Annotated in this window: 17 protein-coding genes; 13 read left to right on the top strand and 4 right to left on the bottom strand. The window is 37.7% G+C overall.

Translation table 11 applies throughout. The annotated features are described in order from the left end of the window. Positions 1-175 precede the first annotated feature (175 nt). Positions 176-403, top strand: coding sequence for a CDGSH iron-sulfur domain-containing protein (locus KO521_RS06030; protein ID WP_215939001.1), 228 nt, complete (start codon positions 176-178; stop codon positions 401-403). Between the two features lie 63 nt (positions 404-466). Here KO521_RS06030 and lpdA read toward each other — a convergent pair whose 3' ends face one another. Continuing rightward, positions 467-1,873, bottom strand: a complete 1,407-nt coding sequence (gene lpdA / locus KO521_RS06025) for a dihydrolipoyl dehydrogenase (RefSeq protein WP_215939000.1) — start codon at positions 1,871-1,873, stop codon at positions 467-469. A gap of 131 nt (positions 1,874-2,004) precedes the next feature. Here lpdA and nhaC point away from each other — a divergent pair, with 131 nt between their 5' ends. From nhaC to ribB, 11 genes are all read left to right on the top strand, one after another. After that, positions 2,005-3,495, top strand: coding sequence for a Na+/H+ antiporter NhaC (gene nhaC / locus KO521_RS06020; protein WP_215938999.1), 1,491 nt, complete (start codon positions 2,005-2,007; stop codon positions 3,493-3,495). A gap of 237 nt (positions 3,496-3,732) precedes the next feature. Further along, on the top strand, positions 3,733-4,377 hold the full coding sequence (locus tag KO521_RS06015) for a peroxiredoxin (RefSeq protein WP_215938998.1): 645 nt from the start codon (positions 3,733-3,735) through the stop codon (positions 4,375-4,377). 97 nt (positions 4,378-4,474) lie between these two features. Next, on the top strand, positions 4,475-4,789 hold the full coding sequence (locus KO521_RS06010) for a thioredoxin family protein (protein ID WP_215938997.1): 315 nt from the start codon (positions 4,475-4,477) through the stop codon (positions 4,787-4,789). Beyond that, a complete protein-coding gene (locus KO521_RS06005; RefSeq protein WP_215938996.1) occupies positions 4,770-5,027 on the top strand; it encodes a DUF6952 family protein in 258 nt (85 codons plus the stop codon). Before KO521_RS06010 ends, KO521_RS06005 begins: the two co-directional genes overlap by 20 nt. 188 nt (positions 5,028-5,215) lie before the next feature. Then, positions 5,216-5,722, top strand: a complete 507-nt coding sequence (gene tpx / locus KO521_RS06000; protein ID WP_215938995.1) for a thiol peroxidase — start codon at positions 5,216-5,218, stop codon at positions 5,720-5,722. Next, positions 5,715-6,083 carry a diacylglycerol kinase gene (locus KO521_RS05995; protein ID WP_215938994.1) on the top strand — a complete coding sequence of 123 codons (369 nt, stop codon included), beginning with the start codon at positions 5,715-5,717 and terminating at the stop codon, positions 6,081-6,083. The genes tpx and KO521_RS05995 overlap by 8 nt, the downstream gene beginning before the upstream one ends. Positions 6,084-6,142: 59 nt before the next feature. Next, complete coding sequence (locus KO521_RS05990; protein ID WP_252729886.1) at positions 6,143-8,095, top strand: LTA synthase family protein; 1,953 nt, start codon at positions 6,143-6,145, stop codon at positions 8,093-8,095. 105 nt (positions 8,096-8,200) lie between these two features. After that, on the top strand, positions 8,201-10,588 hold the full coding sequence (locus KO521_RS05985) for an FtsK/SpoIIIE family DNA translocase (protein ID WP_215938993.1): 2,388 nt from the start codon (positions 8,201-8,203) through the stop codon (positions 10,586-10,588). A gap of 26 nt (positions 10,589-10,614) precedes the next feature. Next, positions 10,615-11,259, top strand: a complete 645-nt coding sequence (locus KO521_RS05980) for a LolA family protein (RefSeq protein WP_215938992.1) — start codon at positions 10,615-10,617, stop codon at positions 11,257-11,259. A gap of 10 nt (positions 11,260-11,269) precedes the next feature. Beyond that, the gene (locus KO521_RS05975) at positions 11,270-12,853 is read left to right on the top strand and encodes an LptF/LptG family permease (RefSeq protein WP_215938991.1); all 1,584 of its coding nucleotides are present in this window, start codon (positions 11,270-11,272) and stop codon (positions 12,851-12,853) included. Further along, entirely contained in the window at positions 12,850-13,992 is a 1,143-nt protein-coding gene (gene ribB / locus KO521_RS05970; protein ID WP_215938990.1) for a 3,4-dihydroxy-2-butanone-4-phosphate synthase, read from the top strand. The genes KO521_RS05975 and ribB overlap by 4 nt, the downstream gene beginning before the upstream one ends. A 250-nt stretch (positions 13,993-14,242) precedes the next feature. Here ribB and KO521_RS05965 read toward each other — a convergent pair whose 3' ends face one another. The 3 genes from KO521_RS05965 to KO521_RS05955 all read right to left on the bottom strand — a co-directional run bounded on the left by KO521_RS05965 (position 14,243) and on the right by KO521_RS05955 (position 17,067). Continuing rightward, positions 14,243-15,028: a 3-keto-disaccharide hydrolase gene (locus tag KO521_RS05965; RefSeq protein WP_215938989.1), complete on the bottom strand. Its 786-nt coding sequence runs from the start codon at positions 15,026-15,028 to the stop codon at positions 14,243-14,245. Between the two features lie 123 nt (positions 15,029-15,151). Beyond that, the gene (locus KO521_RS05960) at positions 15,152-16,342 is read right to left on the bottom strand and encodes a DegT/DnrJ/EryC1/StrS family aminotransferase (RefSeq protein WP_215938988.1); all 1,191 of its coding nucleotides are present in this window, start codon (positions 16,340-16,342) and stop codon (positions 15,152-15,154) included. Between the two features lie 92 nt (positions 16,343-16,434). Further along, positions 16,435-17,067 (bottom strand): nitroreductase family protein, encoded by a 633-nt coding sequence (locus KO521_RS05955; protein ID WP_215938987.1) that lies wholly within the window; start codon positions 17,065-17,067, stop codon positions 16,435-16,437. Between the two features lie 318 nt (positions 17,068-17,385). Here KO521_RS05955 and rlmF point away from each other — a divergent pair, with 318 nt between their 5' ends. After that, positions 17,386-18,342: a 23S rRNA (adenine(1618)-N(6))-methyltransferase RlmF gene (rlmF, locus tag KO521_RS05950; protein WP_215938986.1), complete on the top strand. Its 957-nt coding sequence runs from the start codon at positions 17,386-17,388 to the stop codon at positions 18,340-18,342. The last annotated feature ends 52 nt before the right edge of the window (positions 18,343-18,394 follow it).

Raw genomic sequence — 18,394 nt, 5'->3', positions numbered from 1 at the left:
AGAAGTATCTGTTACTTAAAAAATAGGCCTCGCAATAGGATTAGCACCAATACACCTTAATCCAAACCCAGCTCCTCCTATTAGGATTGAATACAAATAACCCCTAAAACATAAGCCCTAGACAGGAATCCTTTATTTTTAAGGTTTTCAACCAAAATTTAAGATAACGACTATAATGAGTGATCAAAAGTTTACCCCCGTTAAATTAGCCCTAGAGAAAAATAAAAGATACGCATGGTGTACGTGTGGGCATTCAGAAACAAACGTTTTTTGCGACGGTTCGCATAAACAACATGCTAAACCCGGCTCCTTGGTTTTTGAAGTGGATGAAGACAAAGATGCACGAATTTGCACCTGTAAACTAACCAGTAACCCTCCCTATTGCGACGGAAGCCATAAATAATTACAACAAAAAAATCCCGTCTAATTTCATCAGACGGGATTTTTATTTATGGTGTCCTTAAATCTAAATATGTAACGCACGGTCTTCCGTGGCTGCCAACGCCGCTTCTTTCACCGCTTCGGCAAAAGTAGGATGCGCGTGACTCATTCTTGAAATATCCTCTGCAGATGCACGGAATTCCATTGCAGTAACCGCTTCCGCAATTAAATCTGCACTACGGGCTCCTATCATGTGCACTCCTAAAACTTCATCTGTTTTCTTATCCGCTAATATTTTTACGAATCCGTCTAAATCCATACTGGCTCTAGAACGACCTAATGCGCGCATTGGAAATTGACCTACTTTATATTCTATACCGGCTTCCTTAAGCTCTTCTTCAGTTTTACCAACAGAAGCTACTTCTGGCCAAGTATAAACAACACCGGGAATCAAATTATAATCAATATGAGGTTTCTGACCCGCTAATTGCTCAGCAACCATAGTACCTTCTTCCTCTGCCTTGTGAGCCAACATAGCACCACGAACAACATCTCCGATCGCATAAATATTAGAAGCTGAAGTCTGTAAATGTTCGTTTACCTCTACCTTACCTCTGGCATCTAATTTAACGCCGGCAGCTTCAACATTTAAACCATCCGTATAGGGTTTTCTACCTACGGCCACAAGACAGTAATCACCTTTTAACTCTATCTCTTTGCCTTTTTTATCATCGGCCTTCACAATAACTTCGTCGCCTTTTCTTTCTACAGATTTAACTTTGCTCGAAAGATTGAATTTTACCTTCTGTTTCTTTAGAACCTTTGTTAATTCTTTGGAAAGGGAAGCATCCATAGTAGGTATAATTCTATCCATGTACTCAACCACAGTTACATCGGCACCAAGACGTTTATACACCTGGCCTAATTCCAGACCGATCACGCCACCACCAATAATAATAAGGTGCTTTGGAATTTCTTTTAAAGTCAAAGCTTCTGTAGAAGTTATAATCCGATCCTTATCAATTTTAATAAACGGAAGACTTGCAGGCTTACTTCCGGTAGCAATTATCGAATTCTTAGCTTCAATTGTCTCTGTACTACCATCGTTCTTTTTAATATTGACGTGAGTAGCATCCTTAAAACTACCCATCCCTTCAAAAACATCAATTTTATTTTTATCCATTAAGAACTTAACACCATCGCACGTCTGTTTTACAACAGCTGCCTTTCTAGCAATCATCTGCTCTAGATTCACTTTTATTTCTCCAGGAATATCAATCCCGTGTGCTTCAAAATGCTTGACAGCATCTTCGTAGTGGTGAGAAGAATCCAACAAAGCCTTTGATGGTATGCAACCAACATTAAGACAGGTCCCCCCTAAAGTGCTGTACTTTTCGATTATTGCCGTTTTCAATCCCAATTGCGCACAACGTATTGCTGCTACGTATCCTCCTGGTCCTGAGCCAATAATGGCTACATCGTATGAACTCATAAAATTTTCTTTGAATTTAGATTACAAAATTAACACTATTTTCCGGTTTAAGGTATCCTTTACCAATTTATACAAAAGTTGCACAAACCCTATCAAAATTGTAATATTACCTCATAGCTAAACAGTTTTTAATGACAGGCCAAAATTCAGAAGACCACAGGGAAAACGAAAATATCGTAAAAAATAAAGAATTAAATATTTGGGAAGCACTAACCCCTGTGCTGGCACTGGTAGCTATGCTTGCCTATAATGTTTATGTTTTTGGAGACGATGCACTTAGCGGTTCCAATCAATTCATACTTTTAATGGGCGGTGCAGTTGCGGCAATCGTAGGAGTCTTAAATAAAGTGACCTACAGCCAAATGATAGCCGAAGTTGCCGAAAACCTAAAATCTACGACGGGCGCACTGCTCATTTTATTAATGGTAGGGGCTTTAGCTGGTTCTTGGCTTATTAGCGGAATCATACCCGCAATGATCTATTACGGACTCCAGGTTTTGAATCCGACTATATTCTTAGCCGCTTGCGTTGTTATCTGTGCCATTATTTCTGTTGCCACAGGTAGTAGCTGGACTACTTCTGCCACCGTGGGTATAGCCCTGATTGGTATTGGTGATGCGCTAGGCATTTCTCTAGGAATGACTGCAGGTGCAGTATTATCCGGAGCTTATTTTGGTGATAAACTTTCCCCCCTAAGCGACACCACTAATTTAGCTCCTGCTATGGCCGGTGGTGACCTTTTTACGCATATTAAATACATGCTTTACACAACCGTTCCTACCATATCTATAACACTTATCTTCTTTATAATCCTTGGATTTACAATTGATACTGCGGGTTCTGCTGATGTAGACTCAATTTTAACCTCCATTGATCTGGCTTTTAATATTAGCCCATGGCTATTTCTGGTGCCTATCATTGTAGTAGCGTTAATAGTAAAGAAAACTCCACCTTTGGCCGCGTTGCTTATAGGAACCTTGTTAGGCGCTTTGTTCGCGCTTATCTTTCAGCCGGATGTAGTGGCCCATTTAACCGGTGCCAACGAGCTTACGTTCAAGTCTGGTTATGAAGGTATCCTTACGGCCATTACCGTAGAGACATCCGTACCCACAGACAACGAATCTCTTAATGACCTATTCTCAGCATCCGGTATGGCAGGAATGCTGGGTACTATCTGGCTGATTATATGTGCTATGGTTTTTGGAGGTATTATGGACGGCATTGGTGCTTTGGACCGTATCACCAAATCATTATTGGTCATGGCCAAAACAACTTTTGGGCTATTTGCGAGCACTGTTGGTAGTTGCTTGGCATTGAATATTACGGCATCTGATCAGTATCTTGCCATTGTGGTACCTGGCAAAATGTTCAGTAAAGCCTATGCGGATAAAAATTTGGCTCCTGAAAACTTGAGCAGAACCTTAGAAGACTCTGGAACGGTAACTTCGGTACTTATCCCTTGGAATACTTGCGGTGCTTATCACAGTAGTGTTTTGGGAGTTGGCACGGCAGAGTTTGCCCTATTTGCCGTTTTTAATTGGTTAAGCCCGATAATGACCTTAATTTTTGCCGCTTTTCACATTAAAATCAAACAATTGACTTCAAAAAGTATTCCTTCATAAAGAATATTTATAATTCACTCTTTAATCAGATTATGAATTTCTCAGCCCTGCTTAAACAGACTGACAATCGCATAAAATTTGCAATGGAATTTTATCGATAAAACAACAAACCAACCATATCTTCTTAAGCATTTACAATAGTTATTCTTCTATCAGTTTTTTAAATAGACATTATTTCCCTAGCCACAATATTGATGTAATTTTGTAATGAAATTGAAACTTAAAAAATTAAGATATATGGCTTTTGTAGGTAAAAAATTCCCGAATTTGAGTGTAAACGCAATGAATGATCTAGGCGATACATTCCAAATTAATGTTTTAGAAGAAGCTCAGAAAAACAACAAAAAAGTGGTTCTTTTCTGGTACCCAAAAGATTTTACATTTGTTTGCCCAACTGAGTTACACGCTTTTCAAGCTGCTTTAGGTGAATTTGAAAAAAGAAATACATTGGTAATTGGTGCTTCTTGCGATACGGCAGAGGTACACTTTGCATGGTTGAGTACAGATAAGGATAATGGTGGTATTGAAGGTGTTACTTACCCATTATTGGCAGATAGCAACCGTAACCTTTCTTCAACTCTAGGTATTTTAGATATTACCAACGAGCAGTACAACGAAGAAACCGGTGTGGTTACTGTTGAAGGTGATAACGTAACTTACCGCGCTACTTACTTAATTGATGAAGAAGGTACAGTTTTCCATGAAGGAATCAATCACATGCCGTTAGGCAGAAATGTAAATGAATATTTACGTCTTATTGATGCCTACACGCATGTACAGGAAAAAGGTGAGGTTTGTCCCGCAAACTGGGAAGAAGGGAAAGATGCAATGAAAGCTGATAGAAAAGGTGTTGCTGACTACCTTTCTGCTCACGCTAACTAATTGTAGTACAAAAAAAACCGCTTGTATGGTGCCATATTAGCAAAATACACGCGGTTCATTTCACAACTAATTTTTACAAATTTTAAACCTTTTAGTTATGGTATTGGAATTGGATCAAGATAATCTGCAAGAAATCATTGCGGACAAAAAAAATGTGATAGTACAGTATTCTGCCGGATGGTGTGGTAACTGTCGTATTATGAAGCCTAAATTCAAAAAAGAAGCTTCAACGCACGAAGATTTTACTTTTGTAATTGCGGATGCGGAAAAATTCCCTGAAAGCAGAAAATTAGCTAACGTAGACAACCTGCCTACTTTTGCTACTTTTACTAATGGCGAATTCAAAAATCAAGTACAAACGAACAAATATGATGTTCTAAAAGAATTGATAAGTGAAGCTTCCAGTAATTAAGCATTTAACCAATTTCATTGCTGAAAACGACGAGGATTTTGTTGTTGAGACCATTGAAACTCTAGAAGCCCTAACAGAAGTTCCTTCTCTTAAAGACGAAGAGCTTGATGTTATTGGAGAATTGATATCTAATATGTACGGCGCTCTTGAAGTACAAAAAGGTATAAAAGAAGGTAAACCTCAAAAAGAGGCTTTGAATGAGTTTATGCAGCGTGTAATGGGTGCTATAGATAAATAAACCTCATAAACAGGATTTTTCTGAGGCGTTAAAAAGTGAAACAACTTTTGGTTTTTAATTGAATCAATAGTGTTGTTTCACTTTTCTGTTTTTAGCTTCTTCTTCGCTAAAAGGATATTTCTTTTAATGTGCACCTTTAATTACCACATTATTTTATAATTTCACAACCAATATAAATAGAATATATCATGGCTACAGTAACCTTAAAAGGAAACGAAATACATACTTTAGGAAATCTCCCTACTAACGGAAGCAAAGCACCTAACTTCACATTAACGAAAAATGACCTTTCATCAGCTTCTCTATCGGATTATTCTGGTAAGAGGGTGGTTCTGAATATTTTTCCTAGTGTTGATACGGGTACTTGTGCACAATCGGTTAGGCAATTTAACCAAGAAGCTGCAGAATTAGAAAATACAGTAGTTCTCTGTGTTTCCAAGGACTTACCTTTTGCACAAGCACGCTTTTGTGGTGCAGAGGGAATAAAAAACGTAGAAATGCTATCTGACTTTCGTGATGGAGCTTTCGGAAAAGATTATGCCGTTGCTTTTTCGGATGGACCTTTGGCTTCCTTATTATCTAGATCGGTAGTTGTCGTTAACGAATCTGGTAACGTTATTTACTCCGAACAAGTTTCTGAAACCGTAGATGAGCCTAATTACAAAGCAGCTTTAGAAGCTTTAGCCAATGCCTAAGGAAGAGTCGTTTGCAGTAAATAGAATAAAAAGTGTGGGCTTCGCTATGCGTGGAGCCCTTCTTTTGATCAGGACGGAAGCCAGTATCAAAATTCAGGTTTTTTTGGCCATCGTGGTTACTATTGCGGGGTTTTATTATGAAATATCGGCCACTGAGTGGATTCTACAAATCTTTGCGGTTTCCCTAGTTATGGGTATTGAAGGCGCCAATACCGCTATTGAAAAAATTTGCGATTTTATCCATCCAGAATTTGACGCGAGAATTGGCTTCATAAAAGATGTAGCAGCGGGAGCGGTAATGCTCGTTTCTATTGGCGCAACTATTATTGGTTGCATTATCTATTTGCCAAAAATATTCTAGGCAAGCCTTATATCCTTACTGAAAAGGAAAGTTATTTTTCGTAAAAAAGACAACACATTTTGCTGAACCCTAAAAACATATATCGATTAAACGAATATGCCGTAACATTGTACCGCATATTTTTGGCTTACATCTTCTATTTTGTGGCGCGTCTTTTATTCTATATTTATAACCATAGCCTGTTTAATATTGACGGTATTGGAGAATTTCTGACTCTAAGTTTTTGGGGACTTAGTTTTGACACCACCGCCATACTTTACGTTAACTTATTATTCATAGCCTTAAGTATCTTACCTCTGTGGATCAATACCACGGGAATGTATCAGAAAGCAATCATGTGGATATACATGGTAACGAACCTTTTTGCATTCGCCACTAACTTTGTGGATTTCATTTATTACAACTACACTTTTACCAGAAGCACATTTGCCTCCTTTGAATCCCTTGAAAACGAAAAAAACAAAGAAGCGTTGCTTATCTCTTTTATAATCGACTATTGGCACGTATTTTTAATATTTATTATTTGCGCCATTATTTGGGTTAAATTGTACAGGTTAGTTACCGTAAAAAACAGAGCTTATCCAAAAAAACTACCGTATTTCATAAGTTCTATTGCTGCTCTTTTGGTAACAGCTTTATTAACCATTGGCGGCATTCGTGGAGACTTTAGTCATAGCACGCGACCAATTAATATGGTAGACGCCAGTAGGCATGTAAAAAATCCCGAACAGGCCAATATTGTTCTCAACACCCCTTTCGCTTTTATAAGAACCATAAAATCTTCTGACTTTAAAAGACGCAGCGGTGTGCCCCAAGCTGTTATTGATTCTACCTTCCACCCTATTAAACAATATAGCAATAAGGTGACCAATAAACCTAACGTGGTTATAATCATATTAGAAAGTTTTGGTCGTGAGTATTTAGGCAGCTTTAATAAAGAGATGAATATTAAGGATTATGTTGGTTATACTCCGTTTATAGACTCACTCGCTCAGCACAGTTTAATTTTTCCGAATGCCTTTTCAAATGGCCGGAAATCCATTCATGCCATGTCTTCCATACTGGCCGGTATTCCTTCATTTAAAATAGCCTACACTTCTACTCCATACGCGAACAAAAAGATAGAATCCATTATCTCTGCTGTAAACAGCATGGGGTATGATACTTCATTTTTTCATGGTGCACCTAACGGTTCTATGGGCTTTTTGGGTTTTGGAAATGTTCTTGGATATGACCATTACTACGGCAAAACAGAATATAATAATGATGATGACTTTGATGGTATATGGGGTATTTGGGATGAGCCTTTTCTTCAATATACGGCCCAAGTATTATCAAAAAAACAACAACCCTTTTTCTCTACTGTATTTACAGTTTCATCGCATGCACCCTATCAAATACCTGAAAAATACAATGGGAAATTCCCAAAGGGTACTTTAGACATTCATCAATGTGTAGGGTACACAGATTTTGCGTTAAAAAAATTCTTTGAGACCATAGAAAATGAATCTTGGTACAAGAATACGGTTTTTGTGATTACGGCAGACCATGGCAACCAAATCTATTATGAGGCCTATCAGAAAACAGCTAATAGATATGCGGTTCCTATTCTTATTTTTGACCCCAATGAAAAGTACCAAGGTGTAGACCATAGTCTAGCCCAACAAATAGATATTTATCCTACATTGGCCACAATTACCGGATATCAGAAACCGTTTAGAAGCTGGGGAAGAAGCTTAACTTCGGACAGTATTCAAAAGCCCTACGCCTTAGCAAATACGGGTACGAATTTCCTTTTTATGAGGGATAGCCTTATTCTGGTCCGAGATGATGAAAACACCCTAGGACTCTACCAAAATTTAGATAAAGGCCTTGAACACAACATTGCCGATAAATATCCGTTAGAAACCAAAAAGATGGAGGTTATGGAAGAGGGCTTTGTTCAGGATTATATGAACCGCATTTTAGACGGAAATTTAGATGCTGAAAATAAAGAAACAAAAGAACCATAACCAACATTTAAGGAGTATGTATACTATTAAATCGAAAAGACTTTTCGTAATCCCTACTCCAAAAAATTCGTAATACGTATTTTTGCACCCAGTGGAAAAAAAGTAATGGCCAAAAAGAAAACAACGACAACCAAAAAAAAAGTAACCCCTAAAAAGGCAAACTTTGAGGTATCCAAAAAGAACAAGATTATATTAGGAAGCTTACTGATACTCTTCAGTATGGCACTCTTCTTTTCTTTTGTGTCTTTTTATTTCACGTGGCAAGATGACCAAAGTTTGTTATCTGAATTCGCTAATAGAAATGAACAAGCCAAAAACCTTCTCAATAAATTCGGAGCTAGTGTAAGTCACTTCTTTGTTTATAAAGGATTTGGAGTAGCTTCTGTTATCCTGACTATTTTAGTTTGCATTACAGGATTGCATCTCTTTTTGAGCTTAGAAAAAAAAGGACTCCTAAAAAAATGGATTTGGGGTCTTATTTTCATGATTTGGATATCTATTGCTTTGGGATTTTTAGCAGATACCAAACCTCTATTAGGAGGTCTTGTAGGCTATGAAATGAATGATTTCTTGAGAGATTACACCGGAAACATCGGTGTTGTGCTCATCCTCCTTTTTGGACTGATTTTTATACTTGTTCGTTTCTTCCATTTTACCCCGGAAGGAATGGCACGTTTTTTCAAGAAGAAAACCTCTACCTTAAAATCGGAGTTGAAATCTACTTCAAAAGAGGCATCGGATGCAGTTAGGGATGTTCAAGAATCCATCAAAAAAACAGAGAAAGAAGCTCCGGTAATACTAGATACCTATACCCATAAAAAAGATATTCCTCCAATAAAAGAGGAAGTTAGTATTGATGATTTTGAGGTTACCGTTCCTGTTGAGGAAGAAACGACCGATGAACTAGCAATGGAAGTCGAAAAAATTGTTGAAGAACCGGAAGAGACGGATAACATAGCTGATAAGCTGGTAGAGGATTTTGGTGAATTCGACCCTACCCTGGAACTTGGTAATTACAAATTCCCCACTATTGAATTATTAGACCAGCATGGTGTAACTGGTGGTATCACTATAAACCAAGAGGAACTTGAGGAAAACAAAAATAAGATTGTAGATACCCTAAAAAACTATAAGATTGGTATCTCGCAAATTAAAGCTACAATTGGACCAACGGTAACGCTTTATGAAATTGTGCCCGAAGCTGGAGTGAGAATTTCAAAGATTAAAAACTTAGAGGACGATATTGCCCTTTCACTTGCTGCTTTAGGGATACGTATTATTGCGCCTATTCCCGGAAAAGGAACTATTGGTATTGAAGTGCCAAATAAAAATGCAACTATTGTTTCTATGCGATCGGTTGTGGCCTCAAGTAAATTTCAAAAGGCAGAAATGGAATTGCCAATTGCTTTTGGAAAAACTATTAGCAATGAAACCTTTGTAGTTGATCTGGCCAAAATGCCACACCTTTTAATGGCGGGTGCTACGGGACAGGGTAAATCGGTTGGTTTAAACGCTGTTCTTACCTCCCTTCTTTATAAAAAACATCCTGCGGAGGTTAAATTTATATTAGTGGATCCAAAGAAGGTGGAACTTTCTATTTATAATAAAATTGAAAGACACTTCTTGGCCAAATTACCCGACTCGGAAGAAGCGATTATAACGGATAACGCTAAAGTTATAAACACCTTGAACTCCCTTTGTATTGAAATGGACGATAGGTATGAACTGTTGAAACATGCCCAGGTACGTAATCTTAAAGAATATAACGTTAAATTCAAGGCGCGGAAATTAAATCCTAACGACGGACATAAATTTCTGCCTTACATTGTACTGGTCATTGATGAATTTGCAGATTTAATTATGACTGCGGGCAAAGAAGTAGAAACCCCTATTGCACGTTTGGCGCAGTTGGCAAGGGCTATTGGTATTCACTTGATCATTGCAACGCAAAGACCTTCCGTAAACGTTATTACCGGTATAATTAAGGCTAATTTCCCTGCCAGAATAGCATTTAGGGTAACTTCTAAAATAGATTCAAGAACCATATTGGATGCTCAGGGTGCGGACCAACTAATTGGACGGGGTGATATGTTATACACCCAAGGTAACGATGTTACCCGTATTCAATGTGCTTTTGTTGACACCCCGGAAGTGGCAAAAATTACAGAGTATATTGGTTCACAGAGAGCCTATCCCAATGCCCATGAACTGCCAGAGTATTCTGGCGAAGATTCTGGCACAAGTATTGATGTTGATATAGCGGATAGAGATGCATTGTTCCGTGATGCGGCCGAAGTTATAGTTACTGCACAGCAAGGTTCTGCCTCTCTAATTCAACGAAAATTAAAATTAGGTTATAACCGTGCAGGCCGTATAGTAGACCAGTTGGAAGCTGCTGGTATAGTAGGTCCTTTTGAAGGAAGCAAAGCCAGACAAGTCTTGGTGCCGGACCTTATAGCCCTAGACCAATTATTAAGCAACGAACGCTCATAAAAAGAGCTATTAACTTAAACCATAAAATGAAAAAGATTTTTTTAGTTCTTGCCCTTGTATCGCTATCAAATACCATTTTTGCCCAGGACTCGGAGAAAGCCAAAGCATTGTTGGAAGACGTTTATAATAAGGTAAAAAGCTACGACAATATTTATGTTGACTTTAAGTACGTTCTTAACAATTCCGAGGCTGGTATAAATCAAGAGACCCGTGGTGACGTTACTTTACAAGGTGATAAATACATTGGTAATTTCTTTGGCACTACGCTATTATTTGATGGTTCCAAGGTATATACCATCATCCCTGAAAATGAAGAAGTGACCATTGAAAATAAGTCCGAAGACGAAAATGCACTTACGCCCGCTAAAATGTTAACGTTTTATAGAGAAGGACACAACTATGAAATGGATATTCTGCAGAACGTGAATGGCAGAAAAATTCAATATGTAAAGCTTACTCCTATTGACACTAATTCTGAAATAAAGACGATTCTATTGGGTATTGATGCAGAAACAAAGCATATTTACAAACTGATAGAAACGGGTAAAAATGGTACTACAACCACCATTACCGTTAATTCTTTCAAAACGGACCAACCTTTATCAAAAACCTTGTTTACTTTTGATGAGGCGAAGTACAAAAACGACGGGTACTACATAGTAAGAAATTAACATTGCCACATTGAGAATTCTAGACCGATATATATTACAACGGTTCCTTTATAATTTTTTGAGTTCGTTTGTAATATTGATGTTTATCTTCATATTTCAGACGATATGGTTGTTCATTGATGATTTTGCCGGAAAAGGTCTGGATATTGGAATTATAGGGAAGTTCTTCTTCTACATGATGCCCAGCTTAACAGAAAAGGTTTTGCCTTTAACCGTTATTTTAGCCTCCATTCTTACATTTGGTACACTTGCCGAAAACTATGAGTTTGCAGCAATGAAAGCTTCAGGTATTTCCCTGCAGCGCTCTATGCTTAGCCTTATAATATTCATGGTGGGTCTGGGAGGGGTTACCTTTTATTTCGCGAACAGCGTGATACCTGCTTCAGAGCAGAAAATCTACAATATGCGTCGTAATATTGCTAAAGTAAAGCCTGCTGCAGCTATTGAAAAAGGCGTTTTTAGTGATTTTGAGGGAATGAGCATTAAAGTTGATGAAAAGTATGGGGAAAAAGACCGCTTTTTGAAAAACGTAATTATCCATCAAAAAACTGCTGCCAACGTCAATAATACGGTAATAAAAGCGAAAACAGGCGAACTTATCAGTAGCGAAGATTCAGAGCTTATTCAATTGGTATTACGTGACGGTCATGATTACCGCGACATGGATAAGACCAAAAGTACTGAAAAACGAAAATATCCTTTCACCAATACCGATTTTGAGATATACCGGATGAACATAGAAATCCCGGAAATGGAGCAAGACCTTGAGGAGGAGAATGTTTCTAACCGTGAGAAAATGAAAAATGTCTCGCGATTGCTTAAAGATATGGATTCTCTTGAGGATGATAACCGCAGGATTGTTCAAGCCTTTTCAAAAAACATTGTTTACCGTATGGGCGGTTTTATTCCTCTTACTCCCAAGGATACTGCAGTTACCAAAAAAATGGAATTGCTACGGAAGAAAGAGGCTTCAAAGAAAAAATCGCCTTCAAAAAGTGCAGTTGATGCGGTCAACACCATTGATTCCGATGAAACTATAGCGCAGAATAAAATTGACTCAGTTACAGTAGCTAAAGAAGCGTTTACAGTTAAAACTCCTCCCACGGATATAATAACTTTGTTTAAAGATTGGCAAAAAGTTCAAGTTATGAACGGCGCCAAGAACTCCGTTTCTAGTATTATGACCTCAATTGATGGCAAAAAGCAAGAATTGAACAAGCGATACGAAATACACAGACGTCATATTTTTTCCTTACATGAAAAGTATGCTTTGGCACTTTCATGTATTATCTTGTTTTTTGTGGGAGCACCATTGGGAGCTATCATACGTAAAGGGGGAATTGGACTGCCAATGGTAGTTGCCATTTTACTTTTTTTAGTTTATTACTTTTTAGGTGTCTTTGCTGAAAACTATAGTTATAAAGGCAATATTCACCCTATAATCGGAGCATGGCTATCTTCAATGGTTATGTTACCTTTAGGTATTTATCTAACAAGACAAGCCACAGCAGACCAGGGAATGATGAATTTTGGGAATGTTATTGACTTTGTCAAACGTCTTTTTTCTAGAAAAGACAAAAATGAAGAAGAATGATTACCAGTATGGAAAAGAAAATTCAATTGAATACTATTGAAGAGGCTATTGATGAAATTAGAAAGGGTAATGTCATTATTGTTGTTGACGACGAAAATCGTGAAAACGAAGGTGATTTTTTAGCTGCCGCAGAATTGGCTACCCCGGAAACCGTAAATTTTATGGCCACGCATGGTAGAGGCCTCATTTGTGCTCCTCTAACTGAAGGCAGATGTAAAGATTTGGGTCTTCATATGATGGTTAATAACAATACGGACCCAATGGAAACGGCTTTTACAGTATCTGTAGATTTACGTGGTGGTGGTGTCACTACTGGTATTTCAGCCTCAGATAGGGCTAAAACGGTACTTGCACTAACTCAAGACGACACTAAGCCTCATGATTTGGCGCGTCCCGGACATATTTTTCCCCTTGTTGCTAGAGAGGGTGGGGTTTTGAGAAGAACAGGTCACACAGAAGCTGCTATTGATTTTGCAAGGCTTGCAGGTCTTAAACCTGCTGGTTACATTGTAGAAATCATGAACGAAGACGGTAGCATGGCACGTCTTCCTCAACTTATTAAAGTTGCTAAAAAGTTTGACCTGAAAATAGTTTCTATAGAAGATTTGGTCGCCTATAGAATGGAGCACGATAGCTTAATTGCTAAAAAGGAGGATTTTGATATTGAAACCCGTTTTGGGAAATTCCGTTTACGAGCTTACCAACAGACTACGAACAATCATGTTCATATTGCTTTAACCAAAGGTACTTGGAACAAGACCGAAAAGGTCTTGACCCGCATCAACTCTACTTTGGTAAACAACGATATCTTAGGCACGCTCACAAACAATCCTGATGCCAAGCTTGAAGATATGTTCAACGCCATTAACAAAGAGGGCAAAGGTGCTATAGTTTTTATAAATCAGGATGCTCAGTCGCTTAATCTGCTTTCGCGTTTAACCGAGTTAAAAGAACTTCAAAAAGAAGGTATTCAAAAAGCACCTAAGATAGATATGGATGCTCGTGATTTTGGTATTGGAGCCCAAATTCTTCACGATTTGGACATCGCCAAAATGAGAGCCTTATCAAACTCACCACAGACCAAACGTGTGGGTATTGTTGGTTATGGTTTAGAAATTGTTGAATACGTAGGATATTAAGATTTTGTTTGAAAATGGCGTGTTTTATTGACTGATTTAGCGGTTATCTAAATTGCCTTTAAAAAAACTATAAAAACACAAAGAGTCGTTAAAACCGATGAGTGTAGTGACATCGGGCATATGATGTTTTTTTGTTTGATTAATATAAAGTTATAATTTAAAAACCTTCTGGATTTGTATGAATCCAGAAGGTTTTTTTAATAGTTTAAAAGACTATTATGCAAAAGAAAATCATTAAAAATTCTATGGCCTACAATTTTCTTAACCAGATATTTCTAAATTGAGTTTTGTTACCATGATCTTGTAGAGAAATAACGTCATCTCCATGAGCAGAAGGATAATTATGTAAACCAATATAAAAAGTATTACCGTTAATTACGGTATGGTTTTGAACCAAAACACCATTGTGCAGCACCGTAATTTCAGCCTTTGAGTCTAATCTACCGTCTGTCTTGAATCTTGGAGCTCTGTAGATTACATCATACGTATTCCACTCTAATGGGCCTCGCATAGCATTAACCAAAGGAGCATGGTCTTTATAGATACTACCCGCCTGTCCATTACGGTAAGTTCTATTGTTATACGAGTCTAAGATCTGAAGTTCATACCTGTTCTGCAAGAACAAGCCACTATTACCTCTTCCTTGGCTTTCTCCCTCAACTTTATCTGGCGCGCTAAACTCAATATGCAGTTGGCAATCACCAAACTTCATTTTTGTGCTAATGCCACCAGAACCAGGCACGACTTCAAAATGGTCATTATCCACAATTTTCCATGGTGCGGGTTTTGTATTGTCTTTTTGACTTACCCATTGATCAAGGCTGTTACCGTCAAACAATATAATGGCATCAGAAGGAGCATCTCCCAATACTTTTGCCGGTGTAACTACTTTTACTTCTGGTTCCCAGATTTCTGTCATCTGAGGTTCCATGGGCATTGGCGATACTTCAGGAGGAGTGCTAGAGTGTTTTTGAGCTGTTACTTGCAGTGAGAATGCTGCAGCAGCTAAGAAGAGAGAATAATTGTTTAAGTTCATAATGCGGATTGTATTTTGTTTTTGGTTCTATATACATTTATTAAGAACTAAATATAGCTATTAGTTCTTGAAACCTTTTTTGTAGGTTATAAAAAATAACAGGATATTTTTCTATTTATCAACTTACAGTTTGGAAAGTACTTCTGCCATTTTTTTGGATCGCTCGCGGACTTCTTCCTCAGACCAGCCCAATTTCACAAGGCATGAAATGGTACGTCCCACCCATTTGTCGGATGCTGAAAAATCCGATTTTGAATAGTCCGGTAGTTGCTTTTGAACTTCCACAGGTAATCTGCCCAAAGATTTTTTTTCTATTAAATGTTTCCATTCCCTGTAGTAATGCCAGTTGTTATCAAACCAATAAAAACAAGCATCTACACCAGCTTTACCTAATGCTAAATGTGCTTTTTTAGCCGTTTCGGTATTTGGAAGAAAAAAACTTAAAAAGGCATAACTCTCTTCGCCTCCTCTAGGAACTTTTCTAAACGTTATATTTGGTAAATCTTGAATTGCTTCCCTTAAGACCGAATAATTTTTTTTCTGAATGGCCAGAAATTCATCTAATCTCTTAATTTGCGCCAAACCAACTGCTGCGTGTAATTCTGAAATCCTATGATTATATCCTAAAAATGGATGTGTCTCCGCTCCCCTATCCTTACCCACATGGTCATGGCCATGATCGGAATAATGATCTGCATTGGTTTTATAGGTATCATTATTTGTAATTACAGCTCCACCTTCTCCACAGGTAACCGTCTTTACGTAATCAAAAGAAAAACAACCTAAATCGCCATAACTTCCTAATGGCTTTCCTTCAAAAGTACCTCCTATAGCCTGACATGCATCTTCCAACAACAATAAATCATGTTTGACACAAATAGCCTTCAAAGCCTTTAAATCGGCCATTGATCCACACATGTGTACGGGCATCACCACTTTTGTTCTTTCTGTAATAGCTTTCTCAACTGCCTCCGGACTTAATGCCAATGTATCATCAACATCAACTAAAATAGGGACAGCGCCAATTGCTAAAATAGATTCAAAACTGGCAACAAATGTAAATGTGGGCATAATAACTTCATCACCTGCACCAATACCAGCACTCGCTAACGCCACTGTTAAAGCTGCAGTACCGCTACTCACTAATTGGGTATGTTTCACTTGCATTTTTTCGGATAACGATTTTTCTAGCTCAAGGGCTTTCCAGTGACCGTTTCTCATACCATCAAAACCATAACGCATTAGTACTCCTGAGTCTAATACATCATTTACTTGTTGACGTTCCTTGTCTCCGAATAATTCAAATCCTGGCATATTTTATTCTAGGTGTTAGGTGTTAGGTGTTAGGTGTTAGGTGTTAGGTGTTAGGTGTTAGGTGTTAGGTGTTAGGTGTTAGGTGAAGAACGTTAATTAATGTCAATAATGCTTTCTTCAATGTTTTTACGGACTTTTTTTAATTCTGAAAACATATCATCATCAGCACGATAGCCCACGGGAAGAACCAAAACAGAAGTTAACCCTTTTTCTTTTAAACCCAATAATTCATCATAGGCAGAAGGAACAAAGCCTTCCATTGGACATGAGTCTATTTTTTCCAAAGCACATACAGTTAGTAAATTTCCTAATGCTAAATACGCTTGATTTTTGGACCACTGCTCAATCTCGCGAACTTCTTTTCTAGAGAAGTCTGCCATTAGCGCATTTTTGAATGGGTCTAAAATGTCCGAGCTCGTGCCCCTTACCTTTTTCACTTGTTCAAAATACCGGTTAATGTAAGCCTCATTGATATCATTCTGAATACAGATAATCAATACATGGGAAGCCTGGACTACCTGCTTCTGACCGTACGAATGCTCTACTAGTTTGTTCTGCAACTCTTTGTTATGAATAACCGCCAAAATAATAGGCTGCAGACCATATGAAGTAGCAGTAAGGTTGAAGGCTTGTTTTAAACATTCAATTTTTTCTTGCGGAAGTATTTTTTCCGAATCGAACTTTTTTACGGCATAGCGCCATTCTAAATCTTTAATGGAATCCAAACTCACAATATTTATGTTTCCTTTTGGAAATGATGATTAGCTCTTTTTTAAAATCGGCTTTCAATAACCTCAATCTAATTTTCCGTTTTTAGTTTACCTAACCGTAGTTTTAGTCAACCTGGTGCAAAAATAGGGTATTTATTTATCACCCTAATTTTGCTCCAATTTGTTTTTTTTGTTCCACAGCACCGTAGGTTTGGTTCACATAAATATAGATAGTACGCAGTATAAAGCACGTGTAGTAATCGTAAAACCAAAAGAATTCCATTTATTTGCAAGTACTGCCAATATACGCACTACTAAAAACTAAAATATTCTATGTCTTCAGAAAAACAGCCCAAGGATAAAGCTAGACTGCACGCCCGAAACAAAAATAGGGAGAGATATGATTTAGAGGCTTTAAAAGTTACCAATCCTGAGCTAAAAGGTTTTATTAAACTTAATAAATTTGGAGCAGAATCTATTGATTTCTCTAATCCCAAGGCGGTTAGACTTTTGAACAAAGCATTGTTAAATCATTATTACGGCATAAAATGTTGGGATTTTCCGGAAGAAAATCTATGTCCACCTATACCGGGACGGGCAGACTACATTCATCATATTGCCGAGTTGTTAGGCAGCACTAATTCTGGAAATATCCCTACGGGCAACAAAGTATCCTGCTTTGACGTGGGTGTGGGTGCTAGTTGTATTTACCCAATTATTGGGGTTACGGAATATGGCTGGCACTTTTATGGTTCTGATATTGACCCAAAATCCATTGCATCCGCACAGGAAATTGTTCTTTCTAACCCATCCCTTAGAGGCAAAGTTGAGTGCAGGTTACAAAAGAGTTCCAGAGATATTTTTAAAGGTGTATTATCACCTGAGCAAAAAATCGATATAGTAATTAGTAACCCTCCTTTTCACGCTTCAATTGAAGAAGCACAGAAAGGAACCCGCAGAAAAATAAAAAACCTATCCGGTAAAAAAGTAAAAACACCTGAACTTAATTTTTCCGGTATTAGCAATGAACTTATCTATGATGGCGGAGAATCCAGGTTTATAGAAAATATGATTTGGGAGAGTAGAAAATTTGCCAAAAATTGTTATGTATTTTCAACATTGGTTTCAAAAGAATCCAATCTTAAAAGGATATATAAATTATTGGAAAAAGTTGAAGCCACGCAGATCAAAACAATTCCTATGGGTACAGGTAACAAATCTAGCCGTATTGTAGCTTGGTCTTTTTTCTCAAAAGAAGAACAGATAGAATGGGTTGAAAGCAGATGGTAGTTCCTCTTTTTATCCTATTAAAATAAATTCACTTCAAAGGGCGGGATTTTCA

The organism is Zobellia uliginosa, from assembly GCF_018860745.1.
GTDB lineage: Bacteria > Bacteroidota > Bacteroidia > Flavobacteriales > Flavobacteriaceae > Zobellia > Zobellia uliginosa_B.
The sequence above is the reverse complement of the archived record's forward strand: the minus strand, read 5'-3'. Positions and strand labels throughout refer to the sequence as shown.

Excerpts from the sequence above, each read along its gene's own strand:
- KO521_RS06030 (WP_215939001.1), top strand. The coding sequence starts at position 176 with ATGAGTGATCAAAAGTTTACCCCCGTTAAATTAGCCCTAGAGAAAAAT.
- KO521_RS06010 (WP_215938997.1), top strand. The coding sequence starts at position 4,475 with ATGGTATTGGAATTGGATCAAGATAATCTGCAAGAAATCATTGCGGAC.
- tpx (WP_215938995.1), top strand. The coding sequence starts at position 5,216 with ATGGCTACAGTAACCTTAAAAGGAAACGAAATACATACTTTAGGAAAT.
- KO521_RS05985 (WP_215938993.1), top strand. The coding sequence starts at position 8,201 with ATGGCCAAAAAGAAAACAACGACAACCAAAAAAAAAGTAACCCCTAAA.
- rlmF (WP_215938986.1), top strand. The coding sequence starts at position 17,386 with ATGTCTTCAGAAAAACAGCCCAAGGATAAAGCTAGACTGCACGCCCGA.
- KO521_RS05995 (WP_215938994.1), top strand. The coding sequence starts at position 5,715 with ATGCCTAAGGAAGAGTCGTTTGCAGTAAATAGAATAAAAAGTGTGGGC.
- ribB (WP_215938990.1), top strand. The coding sequence starts at position 12,850 with ATGATTACCAGTATGGAAAAGAAAATTCAATTGAATACTATTGAAGAG.
- KO521_RS05960 (WP_215938988.1), bottom strand. The coding sequence starts at position 16,342 with ATGCCAGGATTTGAATTATTCGGAGACAAGGAACGTCAACAAGTAAAT.
- nhaC (WP_215938999.1), top strand. The coding sequence starts at position 2,005 with ATGACAGGCCAAAATTCAGAAGACCACAGGGAAAACGAAAATATCGTA.
- KO521_RS06015 (WP_215938998.1), top strand. The coding sequence starts at position 3,733 with ATGGCTTTTGTAGGTAAAAAATTCCCGAATTTGAGTGTAAACGCAATG.
- KO521_RS05980 (WP_215938992.1), top strand. The coding sequence starts at position 10,615 with ATGAAAAAGATTTTTTTAGTTCTTGCCCTTGTATCGCTATCAAATACC.
- KO521_RS05965 (WP_215938989.1), bottom strand. The coding sequence starts at position 15,028 with ATGAACTTAAACAATTATTCTCTCTTCTTAGCTGCTGCAGCATTCTCA.
- lpdA (WP_215939000.1), bottom strand. The coding sequence starts at position 1,873 with ATGAGTTCATACGATGTAGCCATTATTGGCTCAGGACCAGGAGGATAC.